General features: G+C 61.9%; 19 protein-coding genes. 18 read left to right on the forward strand and 1 reads right to left on the reverse strand.

Annotated features, from left to right (window positions below; all coding sequences use genetic code 11):
* The first annotated feature begins 29 nt into the window (after positions 1–29).
* The 18 genes from ACELLULO517_RS06020 (at position 30) to ACELLULO517_RS06105 (ending at position 19,589) form a co-directional block, all read left to right on the forward strand.
* Positions 30–1,403 (forward strand): Hint domain-containing protein, encoded by a 1,374-nt coding sequence (locus ACELLULO517_RS06020; RefSeq protein WP_227306398.1) that lies wholly within the window; start codon positions 30–32, stop codon positions 1,401–1,403.
* A gap of 71 nt (positions 1,404–1,474) precedes the next feature.
* Positions 1,475–2,578 carry a hypothetical protein gene (locus ACELLULO517_RS06025; protein WP_227306399.1) on the forward strand — a complete coding sequence of 368 codons (1,104 nt, stop codon included), beginning with the start codon at positions 1,475–1,477 and terminating at the stop codon, positions 2,576–2,578.
* A 78-nt stretch (positions 2,579–2,656) separates the two neighbouring features.
* Positions 2,657–3,091 carry a hypothetical protein gene (locus ACELLULO517_RS06030; protein ID WP_227306400.1) on the forward strand — a complete coding sequence of 145 codons (435 nt, stop codon included), beginning with the start codon at positions 2,657–2,659 and terminating at the stop codon, positions 3,089–3,091.
* Between the two features lie 53 nt (positions 3,092–3,144).
* Positions 3,145–4,044, forward strand: a complete 900-nt coding sequence (locus ACELLULO517_RS06035) for a glycosyltransferase family protein (protein WP_227306401.1) — start codon at positions 3,145–3,147, stop codon at positions 4,042–4,044.
* 709 nt (positions 4,045–4,753) lie between these two features.
* Positions 4,754–5,503, forward strand: coding sequence for a response regulator transcription factor (locus ACELLULO517_RS06040; protein WP_227306402.1), 750 nt, complete (start codon positions 4,754–4,756; stop codon positions 5,501–5,503).
* A gap of 84 nt (positions 5,504–5,587) precedes the next feature.
* A complete protein-coding gene (locus ACELLULO517_RS06045) occupies positions 5,588–7,021 on the forward strand; it encodes an aminotransferase-like domain-containing protein (protein WP_227306403.1) in 1,434 nt (477 codons plus the stop codon).
* 293 nt (positions 7,022–7,314) lie between these two features.
* On the forward strand, positions 7,315–7,797 hold the full coding sequence (locus tag ACELLULO517_RS06050; protein ID WP_227306404.1) for an MSMEG_0572/Sll0783 family nitrogen starvation response protein: 483 nt from the start codon (positions 7,315–7,317) through the stop codon (positions 7,795–7,797).
* 22 nt (positions 7,798–7,819) lie between these two features.
* Positions 7,820–8,884 carry a Nit6803 family nitrilase gene (locus tag ACELLULO517_RS06055; RefSeq protein WP_227306405.1) on the forward strand — a complete coding sequence of 355 codons (1,065 nt, stop codon included), beginning with the start codon at positions 7,820–7,822 and terminating at the stop codon, positions 8,882–8,884.
* A complete protein-coding gene (locus tag ACELLULO517_RS06060) occupies positions 8,787–9,917 on the forward strand; it encodes an MSMEG_0568 family radical SAM protein (protein ID WP_227306406.1) in 1,131 nt (376 codons plus the stop codon). The genes ACELLULO517_RS06055 and ACELLULO517_RS06060 overlap by 98 nt, the downstream gene beginning before the upstream one ends.
* Positions 9,917–10,465, forward strand: coding sequence for an MSMEG_0567/Sll0786 family nitrogen starvation N-acetyltransferase (locus ACELLULO517_RS06065; RefSeq protein ID WP_406566246.1), 549 nt, complete (start codon positions 9,917–9,919; stop codon positions 10,463–10,465). The genes ACELLULO517_RS06060 and ACELLULO517_RS06065 overlap by 1 nt, the downstream gene beginning before the upstream one ends.
* Complete coding sequence (locus ACELLULO517_RS06070) at positions 10,465–11,424, forward strand: sll0787 family AIR synthase-like protein (RefSeq protein WP_227306407.1); 960 nt, start codon at positions 10,465–10,467, stop codon at positions 11,422–11,424. The genes ACELLULO517_RS06065 and ACELLULO517_RS06070 overlap by 1 nt, the downstream gene beginning before the upstream one ends.
* On the forward strand, positions 11,421–12,557 hold the full coding sequence (locus ACELLULO517_RS06075) for an MSMEG_0565 family glycosyltransferase (protein WP_227306408.1): 1,137 nt from the start codon (positions 11,421–11,423) through the stop codon (positions 12,555–12,557). The genes ACELLULO517_RS06070 and ACELLULO517_RS06075 overlap by 4 nt, the downstream gene beginning before the upstream one ends.
* Entirely contained in the window at positions 12,550–12,843 is a 294-nt protein-coding gene (locus tag ACELLULO517_RS06080; RefSeq protein ID WP_227306409.1) for an MSMEG_0570 family nitrogen starvation response protein, read from the forward strand. The genes ACELLULO517_RS06075 and ACELLULO517_RS06080 overlap by 8 nt, the downstream gene beginning before the upstream one ends.
* A gap of 13 nt (positions 12,844–12,856) precedes the next feature.
* Positions 12,857–14,140 (forward strand): MSMEG_0569 family flavin-dependent oxidoreductase, encoded by a 1,284-nt coding sequence (locus ACELLULO517_RS06085; RefSeq protein WP_227306410.1) that lies wholly within the window; start codon positions 12,857–12,859, stop codon positions 14,138–14,140.
* A complete protein-coding gene (locus tag ACELLULO517_RS06090) occupies positions 14,133–15,938 on the forward strand; it encodes an AMP-binding protein (RefSeq protein WP_227306411.1) in 1,806 nt (601 codons plus the stop codon). The genes ACELLULO517_RS06085 and ACELLULO517_RS06090 overlap by 8 nt, the downstream gene beginning before the upstream one ends.
* A 580-nt stretch (positions 15,939–16,518) precedes the next feature.
* Positions 16,519–17,907: an amidase gene (locus ACELLULO517_RS06095; RefSeq protein ID WP_227306412.1), complete on the forward strand. Its 1,389-nt coding sequence runs from the start codon at positions 16,519–16,521 to the stop codon at positions 17,905–17,907.
* Between the two features lie 29 nt (positions 17,908–17,936).
* Positions 17,937–18,260, forward strand: coding sequence for an MGMT family protein (locus ACELLULO517_RS06100; protein ID WP_227306413.1), 324 nt, complete (start codon positions 17,937–17,939; stop codon positions 18,258–18,260).
* A 48-nt stretch (positions 18,261–18,308) separates the two neighbouring features.
* The gene (locus tag ACELLULO517_RS06105; protein WP_227306414.1) at positions 18,309–19,589 is read left to right on the forward strand and encodes a hypothetical protein; all 1,281 of its coding nucleotides are present in this window, start codon (positions 18,309–18,311) and stop codon (positions 19,587–19,589) included.
* Between the two features lie 41 nt (positions 19,590–19,630).
* On the opposite strand, the gene ACELLULO517_RS06110 is transcribed toward ACELLULO517_RS06105, so the two are convergent.
* On the reverse strand, positions 19,631–20,932 hold the full coding sequence (locus tag ACELLULO517_RS06110) for a c-type cytochrome (RefSeq protein ID WP_227306415.1): 1,302 nt from the start codon (positions 20,930–20,932) through the stop codon (positions 19,631–19,633).
* Positions 20,933–20,938: the final 6 nt, after the last annotated feature.

Below are 20,938 nucleotides of genomic sequence, written 5' to 3' on the forward strand. Positions count from 1 at the left end.
ACAATATATTCGTAGAGGAGGATTAGACCATGACGAACTTTACCAATGGCAATGGCGTCACCTACGGACTTACGCTAAGCGGCTCAACCTATACGCTTGTCATCACCTATCCTGCGGGCGGCGGCAGCCCCCAAACCATCACCGGCATCCCTGCAGCCAATGTTCTAACCGCGAGCGGAAATCTGACCGTCGCGACATCTTTGGGGCAAACAGCCAATTACGTGATCGCCCCCGGCGCTAGCGCGGCGATCACGATGAACGTAGCGATCCTGAGCACGAGCAATATCCATGTCGGCGGTTCCGCGACGATCGGCTCCACAGTCAGTCTTGCTTCGACCACGAATATCTATGTCGATGGCGGTGCGGTCACCGCCGCCACGGGCCAGCTGGCAGGGTTGTTGAGCGGCACGAATGTCTATCTCGACAATGGCGGCACATTCGGCAATGGTCCGGCTCTCCTGTCCGCGCTGAACGGCACCGCTGTCAATTTCGGATCGAACGGCGGCACATTCGTCGCCACCGGGACGGGCAATCCTGGTTCCGTCATTGATCTATCCTCGCTGACGATCAACGGATTCAGCAATCTCAAAGACAATATCGAATTTCTTAATCTTGCCTCGCAGGTCACCTCCTACAGCATAGCCGGAACGACCAATCAGACGATCACGCTCTTCAACGGAAGCACCCAAATCGGCAATGTCACCGTCAACGGCACAGCTTTCCCGACAGGCACCGTCATAGAAGGCCAAAGCGGACCGCTGACCTTTACCTATAGCGGCGGGAATGTCTTTGTTTCGGCCGGCACGTCCACCTTCTTCTGCTTCCTGGCCGGCACGCGTATTCTGACACCTCAGGGTGAGGTTGCGATCGAAGACTTGCATGACGGCGATCTGGTCATGACCGCCGCCGGCATGGCGGCACCGATCACGTCCCTCGCCGTCACCCGCATCTCGACCCAGTTTACCAATCATGCCCAGATCATGCCTGTGAAAATCTCCGCCGGCGCCTTTGCCGATGGTCTGCCGAAGCGCGATCTTTATGTCTCGCCCGATCATTCCTTTTTCTTCGACGGCGTCCTGGTGCCGGCGCAGCTTCTGATCAACGACAGCACCATTCGCCAGATCAGCCGGGCGGGTGAGATCGTCTATTATCATCTTGAGCTGGAGCCGCATGATCTTATCATCGCGGAGGGGGTCGCCACCGAATCCTTCCTCGATACCGGCGGCCAGCCAAGGGCCGCGCAAGGCGTCGTCAATCTGCTGCCGCTCGCGGAGCCCAAGACCTGGGACGACGCTTGCGCCCCGCTGCTTCTCGCCGGCCCGCAGCTTGAGAGCATCCGCGCAAGGCTGCAGGAACGGGCCGAGACCGTCGGGATCACCGCTGTCTACACCGTAGCCGCCTGACCGGCCGCTTACGATGCCTCAGACACTCTTTCCCCGCCCGATTGCACTGGGTGTCTGAGGCGCCTTGCTTCATGATTTACGATCACGCCGCGGCGATCGCGGCCGACATTGCGGCCCTCGCCGATTGCAGACTGTTCGATGCCGACTGGTATCTGTCTCACTATCCCGAATCCGTCGCCGATGGTCGCGACCCGCTGATCTATTTTTGTGAAATCGGCTGGCGCCAGGGCCAAAAGCCCAATCCTTGGTTCGACCCCTCGTTCTATCTTGAGCAGAACGGTGACGTGGCGGAAGCCGGGATCAATCCGCTGCGCCATTACCTGCAAGACGGCGAGGCCGAAGGCCGCTGGCCGAGCGATGCTTTCGACCCCGGCTGGTACCGGGATTTTCATTCCGATATCCAGGATGCCGGCATTAGTCCGCTTGGCCATTTCCTGGCCTTCGGTGCGGCCGAGGGCCGGCATCCCCTCCCCAGTCCCGAGACAGCGGTGCCCGCAGTCGCCGAAGCCGAGCCGGCTTCCGCACGCGATTGCATAGAGGCATCCGGACTATTCGATGTCGATTTCTACCTCGCCAGCTATCCCGATGTGCGCGGCGACGGCCAGGACCCTCTCACCCATTTTCTGGATTTCGGCTGGCGGGAAGGACGACGACCCAATGCCTATTTCGACCCGACCTGGTATTGCGGCCAGTATCTCAACCGAACGACCGGAATCGAAATTAATCCCTTGGTCCATTATGCCCTCCATGGAGAGGAAAGGGCCTTCCGGCCCATCATCTATTTCGAGACGGAGTGGTATCGGCGGACCTATCGGCTGAGCGGCACCACCTCCCCCTTGCTGCATTATTTGCGCCATCGGCGTTCGCAACGCTTTAGCCCAATCTCCTATTTCGATGTAGATTTCTATATGCGCCAGCGGGGGCAAGCCGTGGGTCCCAATCGGGATCCCTTCGCACATTTTCTGCGCGTCGGCCTCTATTACGATATAGATCCATCGCCGGCTTTCAATACGGCGCAGTATCGTGCTGCCATGATGCCCGAGCTGATCCCTGCGGCCAATCCTCAGCCCGGAGCGGCTTTTTTAGAAAAAATGCGGCGCGAGAAATTTAATCCGCTGATTCACTTTCTATTGCGACAAAATACACCGCATTCTGTGCCTAATATCGCAAGCTGACAATCTCATTCCAGATCCGATGATTGAACGTAGTTTTGCGCAGTCCCTTCACGACAGACCCTTCACGACAGACAAGGCATGGACATGCATATGCTTCCATTCAAGCTTCTGAACTCACTTTTTCCTGCGTCTCCCGAAAACCGCGTCACCATTCCTGCGGTTCTTTTCCGGTTTCTATTGTCTGAGGCTGCAAGGCATACAAAACTGGACGAGGAGGACTATATGCGTTGCAATCCTGACGTTGCGCTGGCGATTCGTCAGGGCCTTTGGGCCAGCGCCCGTGATCATTATGCCAAGAACGGCTATTTCGAGGGTCGAACCGGCACCGGCATGATGGTTTCGGAAAGCTGGTATTTGAAGACTAACCCAGACGTCGCAAAGGCTGTGAAGGATGGCGCATGGAAATCAGCTGAGGACCATTACTTCCGTCAGGGACTATTCGAATGGCGTATCCCTAACAAGGATCTCCAGGATGATATCACGGCATGGAAACATATGGTCAGCGAGCCCTAGCCGAAATTGATAGCAACTTTAAGTTTCGGGCAACCGAGGTTGGGATCTGATGCATGAAATGGTATTTGGCGCTGAACGAAGGCGGCACGCGCGGCGATATCGGCCTTCATACAAAACTAGCCGTTCTCTCCGCGCTCCAGCATACGGACCTCGCGCCGCATTTGCTTTATACAGGCAATCGCAACGGCTTTACGGAATGGCTGGAAGCCCGCGGGGTTAATATCATCAACTCCCGCCTTCCCTACTTATCGGTCATTGAGGAACTGGCGGCCGCCGGGCGTTATCATATGCTGACGGTCGGTCATTGGCTACGCACCAATGTCTGCCTGGAAGAGCGAGAGGATGAGCATGTCTTCTACACGGATGTCGATGTTCTCTTTTTGAAGCGACCCGAACTGGCGGCGATCCAACCGCGATATTTTGCAGCGGCCCCCGAATTCGACCCGACGAGCTGGAACTACTTCAATGCCGGCGTCATGGTGCTGAGCCCGCAAGCGATGCGCGATGATTATGCGGGTTTCGAACGCTATCTGGTCGAGACGTTGCGCGAGAAAACCCATAATTTTCATGATCAGATCGCCTATAACGTCTTCTACCGTGGGCGGTGGGACCGGCTGCCTTTGGAATTGAATTGGAAACCCTATTGGGGCTTGAACGATGCCGCAGCCTTGCTGCATTTTCATGGCCCGAAGCTCGGCGCGATTTCGGCTATCGTCGAGGACCGCTGGCATTGGGATAGCAATCACGGCCGGCAGATCGGCAGCCTGTTCATCCGGCATTTCGAAAGCTATCTGCACGCCTTTCAGAATATCGAAGCCTATATCCCCGCTTTGGATGCCGCCGAGCAGGACTACCTGGGCCATCTTCTTGCCAGGCTAAGATCCTTCGACCCTACGCCCCATATGCAGGGGGTCGATGTCAAATTCATGGATTTTCGTATGTTCCCTGAATGATGCGGTGCAGCAAAAAAATGCTCGTCGTTGATATATCAGGATGTGTGATCTCAAAAAACCGTTCTTGTCAGAAATTTTGGAAGTCTTTTCTAGACGATGCCATTTTGTCAGCAGGTTTTTTGCGATTTGGCTAGAGACTAGTTTTCGAATCCGCAATCATACTTGTCTCTTTTGCAGTCGGGCTAGGCCAGCAATGCCAGATACCCTATGGTTTTTGTTTTGTCTGATTTATGTAATTGCCTAGTCACTCCCCGACCTGTAGGTTTTATCAATTCAGTTTGAGGATCGCAGATAACTTTAACCCTTACCCTGGCTAAGTCTGGGACAAGCCCGGGCGTTGAGAAGGTTTCGCAAAATCCCGGCTTAAAGATCTAATTCTTTCGTCCAGCGTTTCCGAAAAACTAAGCCGTTTGGCGTCACTCTCTCGTGAGTCTCCTGGCTTAGTGACGGCTCTTGCTTGACGCATCGATACGATAAGGCATCCTAAGGAAAGGGAACTTTAACACTCAAAATCAATTGCAACCGAATCAGCCTCAAGCAAGTAAGACTAATGCAGAGCCTGGCCTTCGCCGGTAATTGATAGTTTGACCTGTGCCGTTCTCTGACCGGACTCACCTTAATCGATCGTTGGACGGCGATAGGTGGTCCAAAGCCCAGGCGGTTTATCGACTTGATGCCGGCCGTACGTTTTGTTCCAAGGATCACGATATTGAACGAATTTTTTCAAGCCATCGTGTCGCCGCAAAATCAGGTGAGCGCCGCTGCGCCCTCATCCGACCGGATGGCATCGGCAGCGCAGATTCTCTGCGTGGCCCTGATTGACAGCCACCAGTTCACGCGGGAATGTTTCATCAGCGCCGCATTCTCGATGCAGCCGCTGATTGCCTTCACGCCTTTCTCATCCGTGGGCGATTTCGCCGGCGGCTCAACCCAGTCGATCGATCTGGTCGTTTATGTTCATCACGGTCCGGCCTCGGCTGGGCTTGAGGATGTGACCGCCATCCTTCGCTATGTTCCGCCGCGCTGCCTGATTATCATCTCCGACTGGCTGTCCGAAGAAAGCGGGCATCTGCTGCGGGAGTTCGAAGCGCGCTGCGCGGCCGTCGTTCAAGCCAGGAATTCCAGCCTGCAGAAGACCGTCTCGACGTTTTACCTCATCCATCACGGTCGCCAAGGTCGGAGGGTGCCACAGCAAGACCCGTGGATGCTGCAGCGCGAAACCCCGCCCATTCGCCCAGCATTTCCCTCTCGATCCGAAATTGCCGATCTGACAAGACGCGAACGTATGGTGCTGGAGCATGTCTGTCAGGGTCAATCGAATAAGGAGATTGCTGAGGCCCTGGTGATGAGCATCAGCACCGTCAAAGCGCATGTCCGCAATATCATGCAAAAAACCGGCGCAAGTAACCGGATACAACTGGCGCTGAACGCGGACCGTCATAACGGTCAGCCGAGCTGACTTGACGAGCCTTTACGTGGTTTGATCCTGGCTTCTGCGCGGACCCTCTCCGGTTTTGGTCCAGGTTTTGCTTGCCTGTTGCGGATGCTAAAAAAACGCATTGGCATTCCGGCCGACCAAGACATGGTGCAATGGGCACCGAACCTGATCGGCCGAACCGGGCCGATCTACCGCGAATTGGCGGCGGCCATTGCCGCTGCCATCCGGGACGGGCGGTTGCTGCCCGGCGACCGCTTACCCACCCAGCGCGTTCTGGCCCAGAAAATCGGTGTCGACCTTGCGACCGTGACCCGCGGCTATGCCGAAGCGCATCGCCAGGGCCTGGTTTCGGCGACCGTCGGCCGCGGTACCTTCGTGCGCGCAGATGCGCCTCTTCTGCGACAATTGAGTCGCGGCCATCCGGTCATCGACATGACGATGAACCTGCCGCCTTTGCCGGCAGAGCCCGCCTTGCACGGCATGCTTCAGGACGGTTTGGCGCGAGTCTTACGCCGGCAGGATATTGCCGCCCTCATGACCTATCATTGGGACACGGGCAGCGCCGAGGACCGAGAGGCCGGCCTGTCCTGGCTTCTCCCCACGATGGGCCGGATAGACCCGCAGCGTCTATTGCTTTGCCCCGGCGCGCAGAGCGGCATGATCAGCGTCATCACCAGCCTGGCGCGCGCGGGGGATATGATCGCGACCGAGCAGATGGCCTATCCCGGCCTAAGGGCGGCGGCCGCTCAGCTTGGTATTACGCTTCTCGGCGTCGGCATGGATGATGAGGGCATGCTGCCCGAGGAGCTGGACCGCATCTGTCATGAAAGCCGACCGAGGCTGATTTTCTGCACGCCGACCATCCAGAACCCGACAACGGCGACCATGTCCATTGCCCGGCGGCAGGCGATCGCCGATATCGCGCGGCTGCATGAATTGCCCATTCTGGAAGACGACGCCTATGGCCTTTTCCCGACCGAGCCGCTGCCGGCCTTGGCGCAGTTCGCGCCGGAGCTTGTCTTTCATCTCGCGACTTTCGCGAAGACGCTGACCCCCGGACTACGCCTCGCCTATCTTGTCGTGCCGACCTTAAGCCATGTCGACCGGCTGACGGCCGCTTTGCGGGCGACAGCGCAAATGGGCTCGGCGCTGATGGCCTCGCTCGTCACGGGATGGATCAGAGACGGTGATGCTCAACGCCTGTTCAAGGCGATCCGGCAGGAGACGGCCGCCCGGCAGGAAATGGCCGATACGATCCTTGCCGGTCTGGACGGGGCGCGTCATCCGCATGGTTTGCATCTTTGGCTCAGGATGCCGCCGCATTGGCATTCTTCCGATTTCACGGCCTATGCCCGGCGGCATGGATTGGCTTTGGTGGCGGAAGACAGTTTCGCGGTTGATGGCACGACCCATGCCGGCGAGCATGTCCGCATCGCCCTTGGTGCGGCGGCGGATCGCGGTGCGCTCGCACAGGCCTTGATGGCCATCGAAGCGGCGCTGCGACGCCCCGTGCCGCAAGCCTATACGACCGTTATTTAACCGTTTCGAGACCTTGATATCACGAACACGTGAACAACGCTGCCGCAATTTTAGTCAGCATCTCTGAGTGTGTTTATAAGGCAATTGCTTAATATATGATCTGTTGTGGTTCATAATTAATGCAACTCTTGTCCAGAGATCATTCAAATGCGGAAAATTGTCTGTACTCCTCATAAAATTGTCTGGGCTTGTCTGGCTTTTTTGCCCCACAATTGCCCTTCATTGTCGCGTTGCGGCGAAATTTTTCCGCGTGCTTATCTCCCCTCCGGAAACGGTGTCAGAGGAGACAAGACATGCCGGTTGTCGAGAAGCCCAAGAATGAAATCGGTGATCATCTCGTCGATTTCGAAGAGAAAGTCTTTGAAGATGTAAAGGCCGAGCCCGGGCAAAAGGCTTTGGTCACCTTCCATACGGTGGCGTTTGAGGGGTCAATCGGCCTCGTCAACCTGCTGCAGGCAACAAGGTTGCAGCGTAAAGGGTATGAAACCTCGGTTCTGCTCTATGGCCCTGGCGTCACCCTCGGCGTCATGCGCGGCTTTCCCCGCCTGGGTGACGAAGCTTTCCCCGGCCATCAGAACTTCAACAACCAGATCAAGAAGTTCATGGCCGAGGGCGGCAAGGTCTATGCCTGCCGCTTCGCGCTGCAGGCGCTATACGGCCATGGCGAAGGCGCGCTGATCGAAGGTATCCGCCCCATTAGCCCGCTGGATGTGCTGGACTGCGTGCTGCTGCACAAGCGGGACAATGCCGTCGTCATCGATACCTGGACATTGTGATCAAGGTATAGGGATCAACGCCATGCCGCGCATCATCCGCGCTGCCGCCGCCCAACTGGCCCCAGTATTGGACAATGCAGACGGCACCGTCGAAAAGGTGCTGAATGCCATCGCGGATGCGGCGCGGCAGGGCGTGCAGTTCATCGTCTTTCCGGAAACGATTATTCCGTACTACCCTTATTTCTCCTTCGTGCAGCCGCCGGTGCTGATGGGCCGCGAGCATATGCGGCTCTATGACAATGCCCCGACGGTGCCGGGTCCGGTGACGGAGGCTGTGGCCGCCGCCGCACGACAGCATGGCGTCGTGGTGGTCCTGGGCGTGAATGAACGCGACCACGGTACCTTATATAATGCGCAGCTGATTTTCGATGCCGACGGCAGCATGGTTCTGAAGCGCCGCAAGATCACGCCGACCTTTCATGAACGTATGATCTGGGGCCAGGGCGATGGGTCGGGTCTGCGCGCCGCGCAAACCGCCGTCGGTCGCGTCGGTGCGCTGGCCTGCTGGGAACATTACAACCCCCTCGCCCGCTACGCCCTGATGGCCGATCATGAGGAAATTCATGCGAGCCAATTCCCGGGCTCGATGGTCGGGCCCATTTTTGCCGATCAGATCGAAGTGACGATCCGCCATCATGCGCTGGAAAGCGGCTGTTTCGTCGTCAACGCGACGGGCTGGCTGACGGATGAGCAGATCAAAAGCATCACGCCCGATGCCGGTTTGCAGCGGGCTCTGCGCGACGGTTGCAATACCGCCATCATCTCCCCCGAAGGCGTCCATCTCGCGCCGGCCCTGCGAGAAGGCGAAGGCCTGGTCATCGCCGATCTGGATATGACCCTCATCACCAAGCGCAAGCGCATGATGGATAGTGTCGGGCATTACGCGCGGCCCGAGCTTCTGCACCTCGTGCTGCGCGACGCGCCGGCCAATCCTATCGCGCGTGCAAGCGACGATTCCTTATCCTCTGCCGATTCATGGAGCAGCACCGATGCAGAACAGCCTTTCGGAACTCCGTCCCCCCTCTCTCCCGCCGTCGAACCGTCACCTGATTACCGATCTGCAATCACTCGGGCTGCGGCTGGCTGATCCGGACGCGGGTGCGGCTGGCAGGCGCGGCGGCGCGGGACCTTCCGACCACAAGGCGATCACGCTCGGCGGGCAGACGGTGATGGTGCCGATCTATACCGGTCAGGCAGCGTCCTCACCTTTCGAGGCTGGTCTGCCGGATGATCTGGGGCGGCGCATCCTGCTGCGGGACGGTGCGCCGGTCGGGCGTATCACCTTTCCCCGGCCGCCACGCTTCTATGGCATGCAGACGCCGGAAGGGATTCCCTATTGGAAGATCGCGGTTCTGCACGGCGCGGATGTGCTGGCGACGACCGTGATGCAGACCTGTATTCGCTATACCGACCGGCGCACCGCCTGCCAGTTTTGCGCCATCGGCCAGTCGCTGGACGCCGGTCGCACCATCGCCCATAAGACGCCAGCGCAACTGGCGGAGGTCGCGCGCGCCGCTGTCATGCTCGACGGTGTCAAGCATATGGTGATGACGACCGGCACGCCGAATGTCATCGACCGTGGCGCCGGCCTGCTGTGCGACAGCGCCCTTGCCATCAAGGCTGCCGTCGATCTGCCCATCCAGGGCCAGTGCGAGCCGCCGCGCGACCATGCCTGGTTCGGCCGCATGCGTGAATCCGGCATCGATACTTTGGGCATGCATCTGGAAGCCGCGACCCAGGCCGTGCGCGCCCGCATCATGCCGGGCAAAGCGACCGTCACGGTCGATCGGTATAAGGAGGCTTTCGCGGAAGCCGTGCCGGTCTTCGGGCGCGGTCAGGTCAGCACCTATATTCTGGCCGGTCTGGGCGATACGGCCGCCGAGATCCTGGCTCTGTGCGAAACGCTTGTGGCGATGGGCGTCTATCCCTTTGTCGTGCCCTTCATCCCCATCACCGGCACACCTTTGCAAAACCACGCGCCGCCGCCACCGGAGTTCATGCATAGCGTCCTGGCGCCACTCGGCCGCATGCTGACGGAAGCCGGGTTGCGCGCCACAAACGTGAAGGCCGGCTGCGCCAAATGCAGCGCCTGTTCCTCCATCGCCAGCTACGGGGGCTGATGCGCATGTTCGACGGTCCCATCCCCCTCTTCATGCCCGGCGAATACCGCTTCACGCTGGCCTTGGACCCCTGGCAGATCGCGGCGCATCACGCCTTGCGCCGGCAAGTCTTCTGCACCGAGCAGCAGATCTTCAAAGATGACGATCGGGACGCGACCGATGATGTCGCGACCCATATCATCGCCTATAGCTGCATTGCGGGCGCGCCGGATGAGATTGTCGGCACGGTGCGTATTCATCAGCCCGAGCCCGGCCTGTGGTGGGGTTCTCGGCTCGCCGTCGCCGAAGAGCATCGCCGCCTTGGCCGGCTGGGGGCGGAGCTTATCCGGCTTGCAGTCTGCACCGCCCATGCGCGCGGTTGCCATACCTTCCTGGCCCATGTGCAAGCGCAGAACTTCTCCTTCTTCAGGCGCCTGCATTGGGATGGGCTGGAAAGCGTGATGCTGCATGGCCGACCGCACCACGTCATGCGGGCACAGCTGAACCATTACCCGCCGCATGGCCGCCCGGTCACTCATCTGCTGCGCCCTGTGAAGCAGGCCGCGTGATGCTGACGCAATCCCTGGCCCAATCGCTCCGCAATCTGCGGGGGCTGGCCCATAAGACCGATATCGCGGCTGTCGCGCGGCATCTGGGCAAGGCGCCGGAGGGCATTCGCCTCGGCGATGATTGTGCTGCCATCCCGGACGGTGACGGCTTTTTGCTCCTCGCGATCGAGGGTTTCGTGCCTGACTTTCTGAAGGCAGAGCCCTGGTTCGCCGGCTGGTGCGGTGTCATGGTCAATGCCAGCGATATTGCGGCCATGGGCGGCCGACCCATCGCCGTGGTCGATGCGCTATGGAGCGCCGGTAATGCCGAGGCCGAGCCGGTGCTGGCCGGGTTGAAGGCAGCGGCGGATGCCTATCGCATCCCCGTCATCGGCGGCCATACCAATGCGCGCGCAAGCTCGGCCCAGCTCGCGGTCGCGATCCTCGGTCGCGCGACGAAGCTGCTGACCAGTTTTGACGCAAAGCCCGGTGAGGTCATCCTGGCCGCGATCGATCTGCGCGGCGCCTATCATGACCCCTTACCCTATTGGGACGCGGCGACGCGCGGCGCCGACGCCGAGCGCTTGCGTGGCGATCTTGATACCCTTGCGCAGATCGCCGAAAGCGGGTTGAGCAAGGCGGCCAAGGATATCAGCATGGCCGGGCTAGTCGGCACGGCGCTGATGCTGGCCGAATGCTCTGGCATCGGCATGCTGATCGATCCTCTCGCCGTCCCCCGGCCCGAAGGGGTCGCGCTGGATCGCTGGCTGAGCAGTTTCCCGAGTTTCGGCTTTATTCTCACCGCCACAGCAGACAAGGTTCCCGGCGTCATCGCGGCCTTCGCGGGTCGTGGCATCGCTTGCGCCGCGATCGGGCAATGCACGCCCGGCACAAAGCTTGATCTGCTGAATGCGGACGGCACGACAGAGACTTTCTGGGACCTGGCGGACGCGCCCTTGATCGGCTGTGCGCCGATATGACCCGGCGCATCGCCATCCTTACCCATTCCACCAATCCGCGCGGCGGCGTGGTCCATGCCATGCAATTGGCCGAGGCGCTTTGCCGGCAGGGCGAGGACGCAACACTCATCGCGCCCGCCCTGCCCGGTCAGCGCTTCTTTCGCGCGCCGCATTGCGAAACCCTGCTGATTCCCGCGGCGCCTGCCCAGACCACGGTCGCGATGGTGGAGACCCGCATCGGGGAAATTGCGGCCGCGATGCGCGGTCAGCGCTTTGACATCTATCACGCGCAGGACCCGATCAGCGCCAATGCGCTCGCCAATCTTCGAGCCGATGGCGCCATTCCGGGCTTTATCCGCACGGTGCATCATTTGGATGATTTCGCCGATGCGCGTCTGGCGCGTTGGCAGGACCGTGGCTGGCAGGCGGCGGCGATGCTGCTGACGGTCAGCCGGTTGTGGCAGGAAAAGCTTTCCCGCCTGTCAGGCCGTCATGTGCATCAGACCAGCAATGGTGTGGACCATCGGCGCTTCACGCCGCAGGGCGACCAAGGCGGTCAGGCATTGGGACTTCCCGACGGAAAATTCTTCCTCAGCCTGGGCGGGATCGAGCACCGCAAGAATACGCTCGGCGTGCTGCACGCCTTTCTGGAACTGCATGCCACGCGCCCGGATGTGCGGCTTGTCATTGCCGGTGGCGCGTCGCTCCTCGATCACAGCTTTGCACACGGCGCCTTCGCGACCGTGTTGCGAGACGCGACACCGGAAGCGCGAGCGGCGGTGCGGGTTCTGGGCGTCATCGATGACAGCGCCATGCCGGCCCTCTATCGCGCTGCCCATGCGCTGGTCGCCCCCGCCTTCATGGAAGGGTTCGGGCTTTGCCCGCTGGAGGCGATGGCCTGCGGCACGCCCGCCATCGTCTCGGCCATTCGTCCCTTCACCGATCATATGGCGTATGATGAAGCGCTATTCGTCGATCCGCATGACCCGTCATCCATCGCCCAGGCCATGGCGCGGTCTTTGGACGAGGCCGAACATCGCCGCTTGTCGCAACTGGGACCACAGACGGCCGCGCGTTTCAGCTGGGATCGTGTCGCCGAAGATCATCGCTGCCTTTATGAGGTTTTTGCCGAGGAGCACCTCTCCCATGCCTGAAATGGAATTCTCCCTGCGCTGGCCGGATGGCAGCGAAAGCCGCTGCTATTCGCCGTCCCTGGTCGTCGAGGATCATCTGACCGTCGGCGAAACCTATCCGGTTCCTGACCTTGTCGCCCGCAGCCGCGCCGCCATGACCGAAGCCAGCCGCCGCGTCGCCGTCAAATTCGGTTTTCCCTGCAGCCGCGCCATGGCGACGCTGTCGACCATCGAGCAGCGCGCCGCACAATGGCAGGCCGAGCCTGCCGCGGCAGTCACTGTCCTTTCCTTTCATCGCCTGACGTGATGGATCAACAATCATGAATGCGCTTTCCCGCCTGTCTTCAGGCTCTGATCTGCCGCCCCATGTCTCCGTCGCCATTATCGGCGGCGGCCAGGCCGGGCTTTCCATGAGCTGGCATCTGCATCAAGCCGATATCGACCATGTCGTGTTGGAGCGGCACAGCGCCGGGCATAGCTGGCGGCATGAACGCTGGGATACCTTCTGTCTCGTCACCCCAAATTGGCAATGCCAGCTGCCGGGCTATCCCTATGCCGGGTCGGACCCGGACGGGTTCATGCTGCGCGATGAGATCGTCCGCTATATCGAAGGCTTCGTGGCCTCCTTCCCTGTGCCTCTGCATCAGGGCGTTTCCGTCCGCCGTCTGTCGCAAAACGGAGACGGCTATCTGTTGCAGACGGATCACGGCACCATGACCGCCGATCAGGTTGTAGTCGCGACCGGCGGCTATCATGACCCGGTGCGGCCGGACTGGTCCTACGCGATCGACCCGGCGATCACGCAGATCCATTCGCAGGAATATCTGAGGCCAGCGCAATTGCCGGAAGGTGCGACACTCGTTATCGGTAGCGGGCAATCCGGCTGTCAGATCGCCGAGGATCTGCATATCGCTGGCCGCGCAGTTCATCTTTGCCTGGGCGACGCACCGCGCGTCGCGCGTCGCTATCGCGGCCGCGATGTCGTCGCATGGCTGGACAGCATGGGCTATTACGACATGCCGGTGGATGCGCATCCGCTGAAGGAAGGCGTGCGCGACAATACCAATCACTATGTCACCGGGCGCGACGGCGGGCGGGATATCGATCTGCGCCAGCGTGCGCTGGAAGGCATGCTGCTGTATGGCCGTGCGGAAGGTCATGAGGCGGGTCGACTGGTCATCCGCCCCGGTCTGGCGGGCCTGCTGGATTCGGCCGACGCGACCTCCGAAAGCATCAAGACCAGCATCGATCGTTTCATCGACAAAGCGGGTGTCGAGGCACCGGCCGAGGCCCGCTATACGCCGGTCTGGACCCCGCAGACGGATGTCTTGTCATTGGATCTGAAGGCCGCCGGCATTACCAGCATCGTCTGGTGCATCGGCTTCCGCTCCAACTTCCGGTGGGTGGATGTGCCGGTCTTCGACGGTCGCGGCATGCCGGGCCATAGACGTGGCGTCTCGACAACGCCGGGCCTTTATTTCCTCGGCCTGCCCTGGCTGCACACCTGGGGGTCAGGCCGCTTCTCGGGTGTCGCGCGGGACGCGGGTTTTCTGGCGGAGCGCATCGCGGAGCACGCGAGCGCGTCGGTCAGCGTCGATGCCTGACGACACCCGCTACGACAAAGCCATCGCCGCCTGGCGGTCGGATCCCGCCGGCTATTGGCTCGGTGCGGCGCGGGATATCGCCTGGCGGTGGGCACCGGAAACGGCCTTCCGTTTGCGCCCGAACGGCATGGCGGATTGGTTCGCCGATGGCGTGCTCAACATCACCGAAAGCGCTCTGGACAGACATGTCGCGGATGGGCGTGGCGCGCAGACAGCGCTGATCTGGGAAAGCCCGGCCTCGGGCGAGGCCGCCCGCTACAGCTACGCGGACCTGCTGGATGCCGTCGCCCGTTGTGCCGGTGCCTTCGCGTCCCTTGGTGTCACCAGGGGCGACCGCGTTCTGATCACCATGCCGCCGGTGCCGGAAACCGTCATCGCCATGCTCGCCTGCGCCAGACTGGGTGCGGTGCATGTGGTGGCCTTCGCCGGTTTCGCGGGGCCGGAACTCGCCAGCCGCATTGACGATGCAAGGCCGCGCCTGATCGTCACCGCAACCTGCTGCTACACTGGCAAGCGGCCGACAGCGCTATTGCCCTCCGTCACCGAAGCGCTTCTGCGTGCCGACCACAAGCCGGACGCCTGCCTGTTGCTGCAGCGCGCTGGCGCTCCCGCCACGCCGCTGCCGATCCCAGTACATGATTTCGCAACCACGGTCGCTGGCGCAGCACCGCTCGGCGCTGTGCCGCTGCCGGCCACGTATCCGCTCTATATCCTGCATACATCCGGCACGACCGGTGCGCCGAAGGGCGTGCTGCGGGACCAGGGCGGCCATGCGGTCGCGCTGATGCGGTCCATGCGCGACGTCTATGACATGAAGCCTGGCGAGGTCTTTTTCTCGACCGCCGATCTCGGCTGGGTCGTGGGCCATTCCTACGGCGTCTATGCCCCGCTGCTCGCCGGCTGCACCAGCCTTCTCTATGAAGGCAGTGCCACGGCCACGCCCGACGCGGGGACGATCTGGCGCTTGGCCGCCCGCCATAAAGCGCGGATTTTGTTCACCGCACCCAGCCTTTTGCGGGCCCTGCGCGCCAGCGACCCCGATGGGCTTCACCCGGCCCGGGCCGATCTGTCGAATCTCGCCGCTATTTTCGTGGCCGGTGAGCGGGCGGAGACCCCGCTGCTCGACTGGGCGCGCGACGTCACTGGCCTGCCCGTGCATGACCATTGGTGGCAGACCGAAACCGGCTCGGCCATCGCCGGCAGCCTGCGCGGCTTCGGCATTGTAGCCGCCCAAGGCATCGGCCGCGCCTTGCCCGGCGCCGATCTCTGCGTTCTGTCACCCGAAGGCGAGACGCTGGCGCCGGACGAGGAGGGAGAACTCGCGCTGCGCCTGCCCTTGCCGCCCGGCTGCCTCACGACGCTATGGCAGGCGGAGGCGCGGATGGAGCAGACTTATCTCGACCGGTTTCCGGGATTCTACCGGACCTTCGACCATGGGCTGATCAGTGCGGATGGCGAGGTCAAGGTGCTCGCCCGACTGGACGATGTTCTGAAGGTCGCGGGGCGCCGCATTTCCACCGGGCGGATCGAGGAAGTGCTGGCCCGCCACCCTTCCGTCATCGAATGCGCGGTCACAGCCAGGCCGGACGGACAGCGGGGCGAAGTGCCGGTCGCCTATATCGTGCGTCGTGACGACGCAATTTCCGAAAATACGCTGCGCGTCACGCTGATCGCGGCCGTGCGGGATGAGATCGGCGCGCTGGCGACGCTGCGCCAGATCGTCTTTTTGGACGAATTACCGCGCACCCGCTCAGGCAAGGTCCTGCGTCGCTTGCTGGCCGAACAGCCCGCAGCCTAAAGCAGATCCCGGCCGAATTAATCCATCCGACTGTGACCTGCTCTAGAGTTTGTCTGATTTTAACTGAAGCTTGTCCCTAATATCGTCATGCCCGGCCCCCGAGCCGGGCATCCATTCGTTGGGGCGCCCAAGGACTGGATGACCGGGTCAAGCCCGGCCATGACGGGGCAAGGGGTCGTTTCAACCTAAACCTGACGGACTCTAGCTTTTCGGGTAGGCCGATACGGGCACTAATTTGGGCGCCAGATACAGGATAGGCCCTTGGATCTGAGGATAGTCGAATAAAGCTGCGCGAGCACCCAGATCATCCCGCGTCACGATGCACTGGGCGGGAAATTGGTTGGGATCCCAATTGAAATCCCCGAGGTATGTTATCGTTCCCGGCTTTACAACAAATTCGACGATGGCCTTCCAAAACCTTTCTGGGCAAAGGTTGAATGAGGACAAGGCCGAACAACTCATCCCTCTCCACGACGCCAAAGCCGCGTGGAATTACACAACACCGCCCAGGCCGCCAAGCTTGCGCAATGCCGGCTCATCCTGCAGCCTGCCCTTCAGCGACTGCCTGAAGGATGGCGTTTTGACTGATCCGAGCCTGCTTTCCGCCCAAGAGCTTGCCCAAGCCTATCGCAGCCGGGCCTTTTCGCCGGTTGACGCCATCGACGCGCTATTGGCGCGCATCACCCGTCTTAACCCCAAGCTGCATGCCTTTATCGACCTCTATGCCGATGATGCGCGATTGGCAGCGGAAGGCGCGGACCGCCTGCTGCGGGCCGGGCATGATCTTGGGCCGCTGCACGGCATTCCTTTCGCCATCAAGGATCTGATCGCGGTCGCGGGCAGGCCCTATGCCGCCGGGTCCAAGATCCATCTCGGGCGCCCGGCCCGCGAGACGGCGCAGGTGGTGCGCAAGCTGGTGGCCGCCGGCGCCATCATGCTCGGCAAGGTCCATACGGTGGAATTCGCCTTCGGCGGCTGGGGCACCAATCCCCATCTGGGCACGCCGCGAAACCCTTGGGCAATGGATGTGCATCACACGCCCGGCGGCTCCTCCAGCGGATCGGGCGTCGCGGTCGGCGCGCGGCTGGCGCCGCTCGCCATCGGCACGGATACCGGCGGATCGGTGCGAATCCCCGCGTCCTTCAACGGCGTGACCGGGCTGAAGGTCACGCGCGGGCGGATCAGCAATCACGGGATCGAGCCGCTGAGCCCGACGCTGGATACGCCCGGCCCCTTGGCCCGTAGCGTGGAAGACGCGGCGATCATGTATCGCGCCATGCAGGGGCCGGATGAGGCTGACCCAATGACCTTCGGCATTTTGCCCGAGGATCCTTTGCCTGGCCTGAAACGCGGCATCGCCGCGCTGCGCCTCGGCCGGATCACCGAAGCCGATAGCGGTAACATGTGGGACGCGGAGGTCGCGGCCGCGTACGAGGCTGCCATCGAGACTCTGGCGCGGCTGGGTGCGACCATTGTGCCGATCAGCCTGCCCGGCCCGTTTTCGGATTATGCCAGACTGTCCCATGTCGTGATGGCGGCCGAAGCCTATGCGCTTCATGGGTCATTGGCGGAGGACGCGGCCAGGCCGATGGGTCCCCATGTCCGGGCCAGGATCATGGCGGGCAAGGTCTCGGCCCAGGATTATCTGCAACTGCTCTGGCGTCTCCCCGCGATGCAAGCGGAATTTCTGGCGGCGATGGCGGGTGTCGACGCGCTACTGACGCCGACCACGCGCTATCCCGCGCGCCCGGTGGAGGGGGTCGACGAAGCGACGGCGCCGAGCGACTTCACCCGCGTGGTAAACCTGCTCGGCCTTTGCGCATTGGCCCTGCCCGACGGGTTTTCGGCCGGCGGCCTGCCGCTGTCCCTGCAGATCATCGGCCGTCCCTTCGCCGAAGCCGAGGTGCTGCGCATCGGCTGGGCCTATCAGCAAGCGACGGATTGGCATCTGCGCACCCCGAACCTATGACGGCCGCAAAGCCCAAACCGGTTCAAACCGTGCCCGTTCAAGGCGATGAAGCGGCGGCGGCAATTTGCGACGTCATCCGCCGCATCCCCCGCGGTTGGGTCGCGACCTACGGCCAGATCGCGGCCATGGCCGGTCTGCCGCGCCGCGCCCGGCTGGTCGGTCATGTGCTGCAGAATCTCGGAACGGGAACGAAAATTCCCTGGCATCGCGTTGTCAATGCACGCGGTGAAATCTCGGCCAGCCCCTCGCGCAACGGCGGCGATGCCTTGCAGCGGCAAAGGCTGGAGAAGGAAGGCGTCGAATTTGATGACAATGGCCGCTTCAATCTGGAACGATTTCGCTGGCGTGACTAGAAGCAGACGAGATGACGATTAGCTTGACCGTTCGAGGTGAAATTTTCCGTGCCAGCCAGCTCTCCGCCTAACCCGCCCACACCACCTGACAGCGACCGCTCCTCATCCGTGCAATGGCTGATGACGACCACGGCCGCAGATTTGCAGGACCCGCCGGCGTCCGTCGCACCGACGGCACCGGTCATGCCCAAGCGCAGGCCCGGCCGCACTATCTATCGCGCGGGCATCGCCGCACTGGTGGTGGTGGCGATCGGGGAGGTCGTTCTTTGGGCAAAGCCTGGATTGCGGGCGGATTTGTTCGGCTCGGCATCCAAAACAGGCGGCCAATCCCATCCCGGTGCGGCCGAACCGGCTATTGTGAAGCCCAAGCCGGTTTTGGCCGAACCCGCGACCCCCGCGCCGAAAATCCTGCTTGTCGGTCCTAAGGCACCGCCCAAGACAGAGGTGGCACCGCCCAAGCCTGTGCCGCCGCCGGTGATTGTCACGCCCCCGCCGCCGCCACCGCCGCCGGCCAAGCCCATCGTCCAGCCTCAGGCCGAGGCGACGCCGAAACCTGACACGATGCCCAAGCCTGATGCGACGACAAAGCCTGATACGTCGGCAAAGCCCGTCGCAAAAACCTCAGCGCTGCCGCCATTGCCGGTTGCGGCACCGCCGCCGGCCCAGGTGCCCTTCTTCGACACGACCACGACCACGACCACGACAACGGTCAAGCCGCCGCCGGCCGCCCCATCCGAACCGGCTCAGCCCCAGGCCGAATTGGCAGCGCCAAAGACAAGTGCCGCGCCAAAGCCTGAAGCGCCCGCTTCCGCCACGACCGTTGCACCCGCGCCCGCACCCTTGGCGGAAGCGAAACCTGTCTCTGTCGTCGTGGCTTTGGTCAAGCCCGCGCCGCCGCCACCCGCCGCACCGGCTGCACAGCCCGCACCGCTCAAGACCGTCGCGGCAGCCGCGCCGCAAGTCGTGCCCGCTTCCGCTGCCGTCGATCTGCATTTCAACGTCAGGCTGAGCTTCACGGCGGATGAGCAGCAAAAAGCGACGGCCTTCGTGGACCGCCTGCGCCGCGAAGGCTTCACGGTCACGACCGTCGTCATCGCCCCCAACCCCAACCGCTGGCCGGGGGTCGCCTTCTTCTTCGACAGCGACGTCGATAAGGCGGCCTTGATCGCCCGACAATTGTCAGAAGCCACCGGCAGAACCGAACATGCGCGGCTCAGCGACCGCCACCCCTATCCGCAGGCCGGAACGGTTGAGGTCTCGTTGCTCGACCACGCCAAGCCCAAGCCGGAGAAGGCAGAAAAGCGAAGCCATAGCCATCATTCATCATGACGGAACGGAGATGATTTCGCCTTAGCCTCAGCATCGCCGGTTTAGTTTCTCTCGCGGGCGCCGATCTGCTGGCGCTTGGCGGCGACCTGATCGGCGGTCACCGGGCCAGCGGCATTGCCCCAGCTATTGCGCAGATAGGTGGTGACGGCCGCGATCTGCGCGTCGCTCAGCTTCCAGTCGAAGGCCGGCATGGCCGCACCGGTCGGGTTGGTTTCCGTCACCGCGACATGGCCGCCGGCCAGGATGGTGCGGATCATATTTTCCGGATTCTGCGCCTGGACCGAGGGGCTAAGCACGAAGGCCGGTGCCATGCCGGGCACGCCGGTCGCGTTCAGCACGTGGCAGGCGGCGCAGTTGTCACCGTAGATCGCGCGACCCGCCACCATCTGCGGATCGGTCGGCGGCACAGGGGTCAGCCCAGTATCGTCAGACGCCGGAATGCTCTTGAGATAGACCGCCATGGCGTGCAGGTCCGGCACCGTCAGATGCTGGGTAGAATTCGTCACCGCTTCCGCCATCGGGCCAGCCGCGACCATACGGTCATTCGCGCCGGTCTTGAGGAAGGTGACGATATCGTCTTCGGACCAGGAGCCGAGGCCGATGCGTGTATTGGACGTCAGATCCGGCGCCCACCAACCGTCCAGATCGGTACCGTGCAGGAATTTGCCGGCTTCGTCGGCACCGAGGAAATTCTTCGTCGTATGGCAGGTCGAGCAATGTTCGAGACCTTGGACCAGATAGGCGCCACGGTTCCATTCCGCCGTCTGCGTCGGGTCCGCCTTGTATTCGGCCCCGCCGAAATCAAAGAACAGCATGTTCCAGCCGATCATCATCAGGCGGATATTGAACGGGAACGGCATCTGATTGGCGATGACCGCGTGGTTCACAGGCGGCAGTGTATCGAGATAGGCCTTGATATCGGTAAGGTCGGCGTCCGAGACCTTGGCATAGGCCGTGTAAGGCATGGCCGGATAAAGCCGCTTGCCGTGATCGCCGATGCCGCGATGCATCGCCAGGATGAATTGCTTGGTCGTCCAGCCGCCGATGCCGGTATCGCGGTCGGGCGTGATATTGCTGGCGGCGACAATGCCGAAACCGGTATTGAGCTGCAATCCGCCGGCATAGGGCGCGCCGCCGGGTGCTGTGTGGCAGGCGACGCAGTCACCGGCCAGCGCCAGATAATGGCCGCGCTTGATCTGATCGGCGGTCGGCGCCGGCACAGTTGTTTCCGCAATCTGGTTCGCATAGGTGACGCGATTGAAGGCATAAAGTCCGCCCGCGCCCAGGCAGCCGAGAACGGCCAATGCGATGACGAGAAGGGCAATGCGGCGAAAGGTAAACATGCTCTC

The organism is Acidisoma cellulosilyticum, assembly GCF_020621385.1.
GTDB lineage: Bacteria > Pseudomonadota > Alphaproteobacteria > Acetobacterales > Acetobacteraceae > Acidisoma > Acidisoma cellulosilyticum.